The organism is Pedobacter humicola (assembly GCF_056490705.1).
The window spans coordinates 373,130-386,181 of sequence record NZ_JBWJIG010000002.1 but is presented as its reverse complement, the minus strand read 5'-3'; the positions used below and the strand labels follow the sequence as shown (position 1 = coordinate 386,181).

Annotated in this window: 16 protein-coding genes; 9 read left to right on the top strand and 7 right to left on the bottom strand. The window is 42.3% G+C overall.

Features of this window, described 5'->3' with window-relative positions:
- The first annotated feature begins 2 nt into the window (after positions 1-2).
- Both AC04Q1_RS05195 and AC04Q1_RS05190 read left to right on the top strand, forming a co-directional pair.
- Positions 3-1,445 carry a phytoene desaturase family protein gene (locus AC04Q1_RS05195; RefSeq protein WP_478362474.1) on the top strand — a complete coding sequence of 481 codons (1,443 nt, stop codon included), beginning with the start codon at positions 3-5 and terminating at the stop codon, positions 1,443-1,445.
- 16 nt (positions 1,446-1,461) lie between these two features.
- A complete protein-coding gene (locus tag AC04Q1_RS05190) occupies positions 1,462-2,835 on the top strand; it encodes a YeiH family protein (protein ID WP_478362473.1) in 1,374 nt (457 codons plus the stop codon).
- A 63-nt stretch (positions 2,836-2,898) separates the two neighbouring features.
- On the opposite strand, the gene AC04Q1_RS05185 is transcribed toward AC04Q1_RS05190, so the two are convergent.
- The 3 genes from AC04Q1_RS05185 to AC04Q1_RS05175 all read right to left on the bottom strand — a co-directional run bounded on the left by AC04Q1_RS05185 (position 2,899) and on the right by AC04Q1_RS05175 (position 4,999).
- On the bottom strand, positions 2,899-3,261 hold the full coding sequence (locus tag AC04Q1_RS05185; RefSeq protein WP_478362470.1) for a SnoaL-like domain-containing protein: 363 nt from the start codon (positions 3,259-3,261) through the stop codon (positions 2,899-2,901).
- A gap of 416 nt (positions 3,262-3,677) precedes the next feature.
- Positions 3,678-4,127, bottom strand: coding sequence for an SRPBCC family protein (locus tag AC04Q1_RS05180; RefSeq protein ID WP_478362467.1), 450 nt, complete (start codon positions 4,125-4,127; stop codon positions 3,678-3,680).
- Between the two features lie 242 nt (positions 4,128-4,369).
- Positions 4,370-4,999 carry an NAD(P)H-dependent oxidoreductase gene (locus tag AC04Q1_RS05175; RefSeq protein ID WP_478362466.1) on the bottom strand — a complete coding sequence of 210 codons (630 nt, stop codon included), beginning with the start codon at positions 4,997-4,999 and terminating at the stop codon, positions 4,370-4,372.
- A 93-nt stretch (positions 5,000-5,092) separates the two neighbouring features.
- On the opposite strand from AC04Q1_RS05175, the gene AC04Q1_RS05170 reads away from it, so the two are divergent.
- Positions 5,093-5,449: a winged helix-turn-helix transcriptional regulator gene (locus AC04Q1_RS05170; protein ID WP_478362464.1), complete on the top strand. Its 357-nt coding sequence runs from the start codon at positions 5,093-5,095 to the stop codon at positions 5,447-5,449.
- Between the two features lie 144 nt (positions 5,450-5,593).
- Positions 5,594-6,157, top strand: coding sequence for a DUF1349 domain-containing protein (locus tag AC04Q1_RS05165; RefSeq protein ID WP_478362462.1), 564 nt, complete (start codon positions 5,594-5,596; stop codon positions 6,155-6,157).
- Positions 6,158-6,195: 38 nt separating this feature from the next.
- Here the strand turns inward: AC04Q1_RS05165 and AC04Q1_RS05160 are convergent, their stop codons facing one another.
- Entirely contained in the window at positions 6,196-6,585 is a 390-nt protein-coding gene (locus AC04Q1_RS05160; RefSeq protein ID WP_478362461.1) for a winged helix-turn-helix transcriptional regulator, read from the bottom strand.
- Positions 6,586-6,697: 112 nt separating this feature from the next.
- On the opposite strand from AC04Q1_RS05160, the gene AC04Q1_RS05155 reads away from it, so the two are divergent.
- On the top strand, positions 6,698-7,657 hold the full coding sequence (locus tag AC04Q1_RS05155; protein WP_478362460.1) for an NmrA/HSCARG family protein: 960 nt from the start codon (positions 6,698-6,700) through the stop codon (positions 7,655-7,657).
- Positions 7,658-7,701: 44 nt separating this feature from the next.
- Here AC04Q1_RS05155 and AC04Q1_RS05150 read toward each other — a convergent pair whose 3' ends face one another.
- Entirely contained in the window at positions 7,702-8,268 is a 567-nt protein-coding gene (locus AC04Q1_RS05150) for a hypothetical protein (RefSeq protein ID WP_478362458.1), read from the bottom strand.
- Between the two features lie 461 nt (positions 8,269-8,729).
- Between AC04Q1_RS05150 and AC04Q1_RS05145 the strand changes: the two genes are divergently transcribed.
- Positions 8,730-9,377 (top strand): response regulator, encoded by a 648-nt coding sequence (locus tag AC04Q1_RS05145; protein ID WP_478362457.1) that lies wholly within the window; start codon positions 8,730-8,732, stop codon positions 9,375-9,377.
- Between the two features lie 141 nt (positions 9,378-9,518).
- Here the strand turns inward: AC04Q1_RS05145 and AC04Q1_RS05140 are convergent, their stop codons facing one another.
- Positions 9,519-10,025 (bottom strand): RNA polymerase sigma factor, encoded by a 507-nt coding sequence (locus AC04Q1_RS05140; RefSeq protein ID WP_478362455.1) that lies wholly within the window; start codon positions 10,023-10,025, stop codon positions 9,519-9,521.
- A 237-nt stretch (positions 10,026-10,262) separates the two neighbouring features.
- On the opposite strand from AC04Q1_RS05140, the gene AC04Q1_RS05135 reads away from it, so the two are divergent.
- Entirely contained in the window at positions 10,263-11,024 is a 762-nt protein-coding gene (locus tag AC04Q1_RS05135) for a DUF72 domain-containing protein (protein WP_478362453.1), read from the top strand.
- Here the strand turns inward: AC04Q1_RS05135 and AC04Q1_RS05130 are convergent.
- Positions 11,017-11,430 (bottom strand): hypothetical protein, encoded by a 414-nt coding sequence (locus AC04Q1_RS05130; RefSeq protein ID WP_478362451.1) that lies wholly within the window; start codon positions 11,428-11,430, stop codon positions 11,017-11,019. The genes AC04Q1_RS05135 and AC04Q1_RS05130 overlap by 8 nt on opposite strands.
- 125 nt (positions 11,431-11,555) lie before the next feature.
- Between AC04Q1_RS05130 and AC04Q1_RS05125 the strand changes: the two genes are divergently transcribed.
- Positions 11,556-11,732 (top strand): hypothetical protein, encoded by a 177-nt coding sequence (locus AC04Q1_RS05125; RefSeq protein WP_478362449.1) that lies wholly within the window; start codon positions 11,556-11,558, stop codon positions 11,730-11,732.
- Positions 11,733-11,800: 68 nt separating this feature from the next.
- Positions 11,801-12,958, top strand: coding sequence for a zinc-dependent alcohol dehydrogenase (locus AC04Q1_RS05120; protein ID WP_478362447.1), 1,158 nt, complete (start codon positions 11,801-11,803; stop codon positions 12,956-12,958).
- Positions 12,959-13,052: the final 94 nt, after the last annotated feature.

Here is a 13,052-nt window from a genome sequence, read left to right as displayed (position 1 = left end):
AAATGAAATTAGAAAAACGGGATTATGACGCAATAGTAGTGGGGTCGGGGCCAAACGGCTTGGCTGCAGCTATCCTTTTGCAACAGCAGGGCCTTTCCGTTTTAATTATAGAAGGTAAAGAAGTAATCGGCGGCGGGCTTAGCTCTGCCGAACTTACCTTGCCTGGCTTCATGCACGATGTATGTTCGGCGGTTCATCCGATGGCCCTGGCCTCACCATTTTTTAAAACATTGCCTTTGGCCAAATTCGGATTGGAATACCTGCAACCTACCCTGGCCGCTGCACACCCCTTTGATGATGGTACAGCTGCCATATTACATCATTCTATCCAAAAAACAGCTGATTTTTTAGGAAAAGATGCCAAAACCTATACTTCCTTAATGGAAAATATCACGGCTGCATGGCCATTGATTGATGAAGACGCATTAGGACCTTTACATTTTCCCAAACATCCCCTGGCCATGGCAGGTTTTGGACTAAAGGCATTGAGCAGTGCCACAGGTTTTGTTAAACGCTTTGCAGCAAATCCTGCCCGCGGACTTTTTGCCGGAATGGTCGCACATGCCATACAACCTTTAAGCAATCTGAGTACCACGGCCATTGGTTTAGTGCTCATGGCTGCGGGGCACCTTAAAGGTTGGCCGATACCCAAAGGCGGCTCTAAGTCTATTGCGAATGCACTGGCCGGTTATTTTAAATCGCTGGGCGGAAAAATTGAAACAGGAACTTTTGTTAGCACTTTAGATCAATTGCCTTCGGCACATGCGGTATTGTTCGATGTAACGCCAAAACAATTATTACAGATCGCTGGCCATAAATTCTCCAGTATTTATAAATGGCAGCTCGAGCGTTACCGTTATGGGATGGGCGTATTTAAAGTAGACTGGGCGTTGGATGGTCCCATTCCATTTACCGCTGAAGAGTGCAGGGGCGCTGGTACCATACATTTGGGCAATACTTTTGAAGAAATAGCTGAAGGAGAACTCAGAACAAGTAAAGGGCAACAAGCAGAAAAACCGTTTGTATTGCTGGCACAACAAAGTCTTTTCGATCCTTCAAGGGCACCAGAAGGAAAACAGACCGCCTGGGCCTATTGCCACGTTCCGAATGGATCGACACAGGATATGACAACCCTTATCGAAAACCAGGTAGAACGTTTTGCCCCTGGATTTAAAGACAGGATACTCGCCAAACATACCATGAATACGGAACAGATGGAAGCACATAACCGAAATTACATTGGTGGCGACATTAATGGCGGAATACTCGATCTTGGCCAATTGTTTACCCGGCCGGCTTTAAGGTGGTCGCCGTATAAAACCTCGGCCAAAGGATTATATATCTGCTCTTCATCCACTCCGCCCGGAGGTGGCGTACACGGCATGTGCGGATACCATGCAGGTAAAAAAGTATTAAAAGATATTTTCAACATAAAAATTCGATAACCACAAATAAAAAACGATGTCAACACAAAACAATGCTTCAGGAACTACGGGAGCTTTAACAGATGCCGGAATAACGCCCGACAAAAAAACATTTTTACAATCGCTTACCGAAGATTGGTGGGCGGTTATTTTGGGAACAATCATTATTGCAACGGTACTTTATTTAACCAATAACGGCACTACAATCACTTTACCTGCTTTTAAATGGGCCACTACCGATGATTTAACGGGCAAAATATTATCCGCTAAAAACCTGCTGTTGATTGTAGAAACGGGTGCTGTTTTTCTTGCGCTTGCTGCCATAGCGATAGGTTTATCAGGCGGTAATGTAGCCAGGTTCGCTGCAGGTTTTACCCTGATCTACTTTTTGGCCATACTTTCCTTTATCATTGGCGGCAACAAAAACGTATCCTATTTCGGTTTGGAATATGTGGTGTTTGCCCTGCTGATCGGTATCCTGTTGGGTAATCTGGTAAAACTGCCAAACTGGTTAAAAGAAGCGGTAAGGTCTGAATTTTATATCAAAACAGGTTTGGTGATTTTAGGAACCACTATTTTATCGGCCGATTTAATTAAAGCTGGATTGCCCGGAATTGTACAGGCCATTATTGTAGTTACAGCCGTTTGGTTTTTCTCGTTATGGTTAAGCCGTAAATTAAAGGTGGATGATGAATTTGGGGTAATCTTAGCCTCAGCGGTATCCATCTGCGGCGTTTCAGCAGCGATAGTTGCAGCAGGAGCTATTAATGGCGACAAACGCAAACTATCTTATGTAACCACATTGGTATTGATAATGGCTATCCCGATGATGATTATCCAGCCCTGGGCAGTCAGGTATTTTCATATCCCCGATGTAATTGGTGGCGCATGGTTGGGCGGAACCTTGGATACCACTGCTACTGTTACCGCGGCAGGTGATTTGGTTGGGCCGATTGCTGTTAAAGCCGGCGTAATCGCGAAATTCTCACAGAACGTATTTATTGGTGTAGCTGCATTTTTTATCGCCATCTGGTGGGCCTACAAAAAACCAAAAGGCGCGGATGGTGAGGTTTTGGTTAAAGCCGAAAGCCCTGGACTTAAAATTGTATGGGAACGTTTCCCGAAATTTGTTTTAGGGTTTGTTGCCGCTTCACTCGTGTTCTCCTTCCTGTTATCGCCTGCAACGGCAAAAAGCGTAGCGCCAACACTAAATGGCTTGCGCACGGTTTGGTTCGCTATCGCTTTTATCTCTATCGGCATGGAAGCTAAGTTCTCTTCACTGGTAAAATTGCAGGGGGGCAGACCAGCATTTACATTTGTAACTGCTCAGATTTTCAATATCTTCTGGACACTACTATGGTCGTACATTTTATTCGGAGGCCATATATTCCCGATACCAGATTTCAAGTAGGATGAAGGCATCTTGCTTGGTTTAAATTAAACAGCGCTTCGGAATATCGGAGCGCTGTTTTTTTTAGCCCATCCGATAAAAGAACTCATCAGCAACTATTTTACCGTCTTTAACTTCGTAAACGCAGATCTCGCTCATTTTCATCCGTCCGTGTTCCTTATAGGTAGCATCGATATCCATTACTAAAGAAAAATGATGCTCCGCAACAATAGGATCTGAAAGGGATGCGCTATGGATCTCCTGCACGCTTTCTTCCCACCGTAAGGTTTTGTTTTTTACTGCGGCCTTACCTTCAGTGAGTTCCATGTCAGAACCTTTTGGCTCCCTGCTCACTACGTTATCCGCATAGAGTTCCTCAATCGCCTGATCGTTCTTGCCTGCACGGCACAGCTGAACCAATTGGTCAGCAACTTCTTGTGTGGTCATATGATTATATTTTAGTTATCACAATAAAAACGTTTAGGTTGAGTAAATTGTTTAGTTCAGATAATCATGAAATAAAACCCTGTTCTAAAAAATATTCAGTAAAAGTATCTTCCTGTCGGAAAAGAAATGATGATTCAGGTCCTTATATGATGTTCCATAACCTAAAAATAGCGGGATAAAGCAAGGTGGGTGAGGATACCGGTAATCCGATCGATTGTTATAATCATCCTGGTGTGGAATATAAAGTCTTTAAATCAGCATCAATCATGCTTATTTTATCCATAATTGGCTTTAATTCTTCCATATGTACAAATATGATGTTCGTCCTGCAGAATTTACCCATAAAAAAAACCATGCAAATGCATGGTCTTTATTTTATCAAAAAGAGTGGAAACCACTAATATATCTGTAGCTGATTAAGCCTCCGGTATTTCTGGTTCTACCAGCTTGATCAGTTTCTCGATGGATTCCTGCCAACCCAGGTAACACATTTCAGCAGGTATTACCGCAGGTATATTTTCCTGTAATACTTTTAATTCTGTGCCCGCAATGGTGTTTTTAAACGATACAGAGGTAATCATTGCGCCAGGTAGACTGGGGTCGTCAAATCGGTCGGTGTATTTTAGAAATTCGTTAGGCTTTATTTCCAAAAACTCTCCGGTCCAGCTGTTGCTATTTCCGGTGGTAAAATTCTGGAACGACATTTTGTAGGTAATACCTTCTTTTACCTCGCGTTCGTGAACAGTGCAAAGATAGCCATAAGGTGGCAACCATGCCGCAATTGCGGTGTTGTCGGTAAAGGCACGGTATAATTTTTCAGGAGATGCCTTTATGATTCTGTGCAATGAAACTTTGTTGTCAGACATAAAATAGATCTTTATTGTTCCTACTCTTGTGGCTTTTCGGTTCGCCCGTTTTTTAAAGTGTTTACTGCTCCACTGTTGTTTAAAACAAAGATGGAAGAAAAATGTAAAAAATTATAGGGATGAAAACGACTTTCTAACGGTGGGTTTGCGACATCTTTCCGCAGGCTAAGTGAAAGGTATGAGCAGATAATAATCTACAAAAGACTCCACTCAATCTTCTGTAGATCATATAGCAAACAATTTTATTTCACAAAGCTTACGAAATCAGATAAGGGAAGCCTCACCTTTTTAAAATTCGCAAAAACGTCTCCTTCTGCATCACGGTAACCTAATGCCAAAGTAACCACTGATCGGAGTCCCTTTTCTTTTAAACTGAGCAGTGAGTCAAACTTTTCAGCATCAAATCCTTCCATTGGTGTAGTATCTATCTGTAATTCTGCTGCAGCAATCAAAGCCGTTCCCAGCGCAATATAAGCCTGTCGGGCGGCCCATCCAAAATTCTCCTCATCAGGTCTTGATAGGATGCCGCCCACCAGCGCAGACTTAAAGTCTATCAACGCTTCTTCAGGAATTCCCCTTTCGTTTGCAATGTGGGAGATATAGGTTTCAATATGCTCAAGGGTAACTTTTTCGAAAGCAGCGAAAACCAGTAAGTGCGAGGATTGTACGATCTGGCCATTGAAAGATCCTTCGCCCAGTTTTTCACGAAGTGCTGCATCCTCTACAACGATGATTCGATAAGGCTGTAGGCCTGTTGATGACGCGGAAAGATTGGTCGCTTCAAGGATTTTTTCGAGGTCTTCAGATGATAACTTGCGATCGCTGAATTTTTTGGTGGCATATCGCCATTTAAGATTTTCTATTACTTTCATGTTCTTTTTCAATTATTAATGCTGCAAAAGTTGCGAATATTAGTTTACTTTTGTCACCATAAGACAAAAAGTAACGGTGACAAAAAGGTAACCATGGCAGAAATAACAGAAACCCCTACCCACGAATGTAAGCGCGCGATTATGTCGGTATACGATGCGATGTATGTGCTTGGCGGAAAATGGAAGATCACACTTGTGGCCTGCCTGCTTTTTGGCCCAAAGCGATATTCTGATATCCTGCGGAATGTACACGGTATTTCCGGTAAGGTGCTCAGTAGAGAGCTCAAAGAAATGGAGACGAATATGCTCATTAAACGCACCGTTTCCAGTAGCCTGCCGCTAAGCGTTACTTACGAACTCACGGAGTATGGAAATTCCGTTAAACCGATTATTGCGATTCTTTCCGAATGGGGCGAAACGCACAGAAAATGGATTATCGGAAAAGAATAAATAGATTTCACCCATAAAAATCTGTTTTAGGCAATTGTTTTTTATCCTATGTCATAAAAGCGAATGTTGTTTTTGCATGACCGTTGCTGTAAAGGAAATGCAGAGATTTGGTTCCATCATCAATTTCAGTTAGAGGAAATATTTATGTTTGATCATAGTATAAACCCCGGTAAGATAGAAAAACTCAATGCGGGTTTCCTGTTAACGGCCAAACCAAAAACAGATTTTATCTGTAAATACCATCAGTATACCAGGGATGATGCCGCGTTTTTCTACACCGAACAGTTTGGCGATTTTACCTTGTCGGCTGAGGTGGAAACCATTGGTAGTGCCGACTATGACGCAGTCTTTCTGATGGTGCGCGAAAGTGAAGACCGTTGGATCAAACTGGCGGTCGAACTTGGGGTAGATGGGAACTATAATGTGGTATCGGTAATAACCGCACCATGGTCAGATGATGCCAATGGCGAATTGCTCTCTACAGGTAAATGTTGGTTAAGGGTTACCCGCAAAGAAGATTTCTGGGGGCTGCATTACTCCATTGATGGGCTAATATGGCGTTTTGTGCGTGCTTTTGGTTTAGGGCTGGGCAAAAACGTGATGGTCGGATTTGGTATTCAGGCGCCTGTTGGCACTGGCTGTGAGGGAAAGGTAAGTTCTGTATCACTCATTGCTCAAAGTGTAGCCAATTTTCGGGATGGCGGCTAAAAACTGAGACTATACTTCTTAAGATAGTTTATATTGTCCTAAACGATGGGGATAGCTGAATGATTGAGGAATTCACCTCTTTGTTCGGTGATCTGGTTTCCCCATGCCGTAATCGCCTCAAGGGTAGGGATCAGGGTTTTGCCGAAATCAGTTAAACTATAAATCACTTTAACCGGAGGTTTCTTACCATATACTTTTCTGGAGATCAGGCCATCCTGTTCCAATTTCTTGAGCTGTAAGCTTAAGGTCATCTCCGTTACCGTTTGCATTTCTTTTAAGAGTTTGCTGTACCGTTTTGGCTCTGCCTTTAAATGGTATAAAATTACAGTTTTCCATTTTCCTCCAATCAGATCCATGGCCAGACTTACCGTACATGGATAAGTTTTTCCATTCATTTTTACGTTTTCACCAATACATTCCGTTTTCATGACCCAATTGATATGAGGCTATCAAAATTGATAGTTATTGCAAATGTAATTCACTAAAATTAGTTTTGCAACTATAATTATTATAGTTTAATTTTTTGAGAAAATGCATCATATGATAGCAAATCCGGAAACAAATGAAAAGCCGCTGATTACGGTAGTAGGGGTTTTGGGTAAACAGGGGCTTAGCGTTGCAAGAACCCTATTGGAAAGTGGAAAATTTCGTGTGCGTGGTATTACCCGTCGCATCAACTCAACAGAAACGATCCACTTGATACAGCAAGGAGCTGAACTGGTTAATGTACCACTTGATCTTGGATACAAAGCACAATTTGTAGAAGCGTTCCGGGGATCATACGGTGTTTTTATGGTTACGCCAAGCATTGCACCTCCACAAACCCACGAGATGGAGCTGGGGAAAGAACTTGCTGATGCAGCGGTTGAAGCAGGAATAGAGCAGATTGTTTTTAGCAGTCTGGAAAATGTAGATCAAATTACCAACGGAAAGAAGTTCGCTCCGCATTTTACCGACAAGGCCCGTGTTGAAGAATATATCCGTACGCTACCAATAATCAGTTCGTTTATATACATGGCCTTTTTTTATACCAATTTCATGGAATTTTATACACCATATCTAAAGAACGATCAACTTGTATTTCCAATTTACCTGCCTGAGGATTTTCGTGCGCCATTTGTTGATCCGCTTACGGCAACAGGACCAGCTGTTTTGGAGATATTTTCGCACCCAACCCAATATGCTGGAAAATCCCTGCCGGTAATTGGGGATATCATCTCACCGCAGGAAATGGTCGATACTTTTACCAGGGTTACAGGAAAGCAAGCCATCTATAGTTCTGCTTTCACAAGAGAAGATTTTCTCCATCATTTTCCCGGCTTTGCTTCTAATGAGCCCCTGTTGAACGAAATTTTAGGAATGTCAGCCTATGCAGTCGAAAATGGCTATTTTGCTCGGGAACGCGATCTTTTATGGAGCCGTAAGATAAATCCAAATTCGCTCAACTGGGAACAATTCTTACGCAAAACTGGTTGGCACGGTGAAAAAATTTCTTATTAAAGACTTTGATTTTCACTACATGACCATTAAGGCTTCATCTTAATTTAGCCATTCATATAATAGTTCAATATCCAGTAAAACTGAAATATTATAAATGCGGACACGGTAATCATGTGTACCCATTTACGATCTGTTCTGGCGGCATTAAAACAGGCAATGATATGAAGAACCTCCCTGACCGGATATACTTTTAACATTTCGACATGATAATCAGGGCCTTTTATGTAGGTGTCGACGGCATCAAACATAAAAAGGACCGCTAAAATATAATAAAACCACTTCTTTCGTGATAAAAAATAGGATTTGTAATCTTTATAGTCCCGTAAATCTTCCGGGAATAACAAGGCGGCTAAAGTATAGTAGGTGATTACATAAATCACCAGAAAGAGATACTTTAAAAAATCCCAATGTTTTATTTCGGTCAGGTGCACTTCAAACCACCAAAAATAAACCGTACTTAAAAACATATAAAAAGCCCATAAGAGGTGGATAGTATATGGTTTCAAACGGTCCGGATGTTCGATAATTTTAACTACGCCCTTTAAGGAGTGGGTAATACTCAGTCCGAGTATGATGCCTAATACAGTTTTGATATGGGTAAAAGTTTCCATCGGGGATGATTAATGAAATAATGCTACCTTAAAAAGTATAAGTGTTAAATCAGTACTAAAGATCAGGTCTATCGATTGCCCGATAGTGGGGCAGGATCGAATTTTATAAAGAAGACAAAATTTTAAAAATATTTCTTAATCGGATGTTAACTGATCTGATTACTAAAGATATAAATATTTATGCGTCTTTTTAACTTTTAAGCCTTCCTGGAGATACGCACTTTTGCATTTTCCGCTACAATGGTTTCCAGTTCGCTTTTTTTACCATTTACGCTTTTAACTTGTAGGTTCGGTAATGATATAGAAAAGTTAGGCGCGGATAACATTTAGCTTTTCGCTTAAATTATAATCCGCAGGCACCATAAAAGTTAATTTAAAACTTTATAGCACATGGGGTGTTAATTTATTGCCTGATTAATTGTCAATATTTGAAAGCTTTGCTATGATCACGCCTAAACGCAATGAAAAATATCATTTTAGCAGAAGATCATAAAGTCATCAGGAACGGACTTAAAATGCTACTTCAATCCACAAACGAATACAGAATTGTTTTCGATGCCGGTAATGGTCAGGAAGTGCTAGATGCGTTAGAGAGTGGCTTAAGTGCCGATCTCATCGTATCAGATATCGGTATGCCCGTTATGGATGGAATTACGATGACCAAAGCGCTTATAGATATGGATTTCCAGATACCCGTGTTGATGATGTCGATGCTTGATGATGAATCACATCTGTATCAGGCCATAAGGGCAGGTGCAAAGGGCTTTCTTTCCAAATCTGTTGATTCAGAAGAACTTTTCTTTGCCTTATCCAGGATTGCCACCGGAGAGCGTTATATCTGTTCAGCGATTTCGGTTAAAATCATTGACCAGGTGATGGATTCGGTACTGATTCCTGGCAGCGGACTAACAGAATCCGGTTTTTCTTCCAGGGAAATTGAAATTCTAGAACTTATTGGTCAGGGGCTTACCAATGCGGAGATGGCAGATAAGCTATTCATCTCCCGCCGTACCGTAGAAGGGCACCGCCAGAGCCTGATTGATAAAACAGGTGCCAAAAACACGGCCGCCTTAATGCGCTTTGCTTACACAAACGGCATTCTGAACTGATCCTCAAAATAGTAATTTAGAGTAATCTACACGAAAAAAGGCGTAGTTTCCACGTGGGAAAATTTGATGCTTTTTAAGTTTTTTTATACTGGTGTATAAAAAAGAGGAATACAGATTTTAAACTGCTTTCCTCTTTTGGCTTTATGACTGGTACTGTTTAAGGTATTTTTTCAGGTGAATCCTGGCCTCATGGATATAGGTTTTAACCGTACCCAGTGGCAACTGCATTTCCTCCGCAATTTCATGGTATTTGTATCCTTCAAAATAGCGGATAAAAGGAACCGAATATTTTTCAGGTAGCATAGATAACGCACGGTTGATATCCTGCATGGCAAAACTGCCCACAGAAGCATTGGTAGTTGCGCTATAATGAAGATTGGCAGAGGTGATTTCATCCTCCTGTACAGTGCGGTCACGGTTTTTAATGGCTTTTTTGTAATTATTAATAAAGGTATTCTTCATGATCACGAAGAGCCATCCTTTGATGTTGGTACCATCTTCAAACTTGGAAACAAAACGCGTCGCCTTGAGCAGGGTTTCCTGCAACAGGTCGTTTGCATCTTCGGGATCCCGGGTAAAATTGAGTGCATGCGATCTTAGAGACGACGCGTGCAAACTGATGGTTTCACTGAATTCTTTCTGTGTCATAATTATCGTTTTAGCGTATACCCAATCAAAACAAAACCTGTACCAGCAACATGGACCATTTCCTTCGGAAAGTTCCCCAATACGTAGATTTCGCAGCCCCCCGTATTTTTACCTGTTGCATGTATTGATGGCATCCATTTTTTTGGTTTTATGGGAGATTAAATTCAGACAGACAATAATCACAATCTGTTTCCCCACAACAATTCAACAGCTACCGGTGTTGCTTAAATAAAAACAATGAAAAAAGACGTAAAAGGTTATTATTCCGGTACCAGTGGACTGCTTTTGCCTGTACCCAACAAGCTGCATTATCCCGAAGCATTTAAGGATCGCTCCAGGCTCTGTTATTATGGCTCGCTCATGAACAGTATCGAAATCAATAGTTCCTTTTATAAGATTCCATTGGCCTCAACCGTAAAAAAGTGGGCCGGGGAAGTTCCTGCGGATTTTCTTTTTAGCTTTAAACTCTTTAAAGGGATTACCCATGCGCCACAGTTGGGTTTTGATCCTGCAGATATCGCCAGGTTTATGGAGGTAATTGCCCATGCAGGCGATAAGAAAGGCTGCCTTTTGGTCCAGTTTCCACCCAGCATCAGGATTGCCAATCTTCCGCAGCTTTCCCGTTTAATGGCCGTCTTGCGTGAACACGATCCCGAAAAGGACTGGAAGATCGCACTTGAGTTTCGGCATTCATCATTATATGTTGATGGAGTAATGGAACTTTTGGAAAAATATGGCTTGGGTATGGTTACACACGACAAAGGTGCAGCCGCAAGTCCACTTGATGATCTGGATACCAGTTTCCGTTATCTGCGGTTTCATGGGCCTAATGGCAATTACAGGGGAAGTTATCCGGATGATGTACTTGCAGAATATGCGGGTTATATTGCAGAATGGTTACTGGAGGGAAAGGAAGTTTTTGTTTATTTTAACAATACTATGGGTGAGGCTTATGCTAACCTGCAAACCCTTAAAGGTTTTGTGGGCGATCTCATTTAAGTTCTAGCCGTTCAAGCTTTTTCTTCACAATCGTGAGTCTTTTTTGCCATTTTAAAACGGTTTCATTCTCCGCAATAGGAAGACCTTTTGTACCAAGCAGGCCAAGGCTCATGGCCAGCGCTTTGGTATCCCTTGCTTTATCCGGATGTTCATCCACATAGCGCTGCTGTTGGGTTTCGGTTTCCTGCTCAAGGGCACTAACCGCGTTTTTAATCAGGGCAGCTTCTTTCGAATATTCATGCAGTTTCCGGTAAACCATCATCAGCCTGCTATTGGCTGCTACATGTGCGGGCTTCTTTTTGAGTAGCAGAACATATTGTTTAACAGCCTCCTTAAGCTGCCCGTCGCGCTCTGCCTGTCTGCCCATTTCAAACCGTTCGGCTTCCCTGATTTTTGTACTGTTCATGATTACAGAATCGATTATAACATTAACAACAGTTATGTTAAAAAGAAGTTTGGATCATTAAGAAGATGCCTAATTGTTGTGAAAATAGACAAAACAATGTGTCCTAAATAAGGATTGTATAAAATATGGAAAGCAACAAGGAAGAAGAAAAAGGCAAAACAGGAAGTATTCCCAATGAAGAAATTAAAGGCAGCGACGCCGATAAAGCCTATGATGAAAACGGGGATTTTGGAAAGCCACAGCCAGAGGCGGTGGATCCGGAAAAAAGCGATACCCCTGAAGGAAGTGACGCCGATAATTAGGCTTAGCAGGTCTTCATTAGATATAAAACAACAATCAACCTGGGTTACGGCCCAAAAAAATAAGCCCTATGAAAGCAGCAGTATTTCACAAGCCCGGTGATATCCGGTTCGACACCGTTCCGGATCCGGAAATCTTAGATCCCAGAGACATTATCCTTAAAGTCACTTCAACAGCCATTTGTGGCAGTGATCTGCATATCCTGAGCGGAGCAGTGCCACAAAAAGATCCGATGGTGATGGGCCATGAGTTTATGGGTATCGTAGAAGAGGTTGGATCGGCCATTACCAACCTTAAAGTTGGCGACCGTGTAGTGGTTCCTTTCCCGATATCCTGCGGGAAATGTTTTTTCTGTACCCATGAGGCATCGCCTGCCTGCGAAGAATCCAATTACAAAAATTATGGTCCGGCAGGTAATGTGGCCGATCAGAAAGGCGGTGCACTTTTCGGTTATACCGATTTGTATGGCGGTTACTCCGGTGGGCAGGCACAGTACGTGCGAGTGCCCTATGCAGATGTAAGCCCCAGGGTGGTGCCCGAACATTTAAGCGATGAACAGGCGCTTTTCCTTACTGATATCTTCCCAACGGGATGGTCGGCGATTGACTGGGCACAGTTAAAGGGCGGAGAAACCGTAGCCATCTTTGGTTCGGGCCCGGTTGGCCTGATGGCGCAAAAAGCGGCATGGATTAACGGGGCAGCAAGGGTTATTGCCATCGATCCTTTAGATTACCGTTTGGAGAAAGCACGTGTTGCCAATAACGTAGAAACCCTAAACCCCCACAAGGTGGATGTAGTTGAAGCCATCAGGGAAATGACCGGTGGCCGCGGCGCTGACGTATGTGTAGATGCTGTAGGTTTTGAGCCTGAACGCAGCCTGATGGATAAACTGAAAGCGACGATACACCTTGAAAAGGGTTCGATGAAAGTACTCGAAATGTGCTTCGAATCAGTAAGAAGGATGGGAACCGTTTCCATTATGGGCGTGTATGGCTCACCATATGATAATTTTCCGCTTTACCGGATTTTCGATAAGGGAATTACCATTAAACAAGGGCAGGCACCTGTTCTGAATTATATCGATAAACTGATTTCCCTGGTAGATGAAGGAAGGGTAGTTCTGGATGATATTATTACCCACACACTACCATTGGCTGATGCGGCCCATGCCTATAAAATCTTTGATGAAAAACAGGAAGACTGCGTAAAAGTGGTGCTTAAACCTTAATGGTTTGCTAACCAATCAAGATAAATGATTGAACACCAGGTGGTCATTTCAGTTCACCTGGTGTTGTTTACATTATTTTTCGATCTCCCCCGCG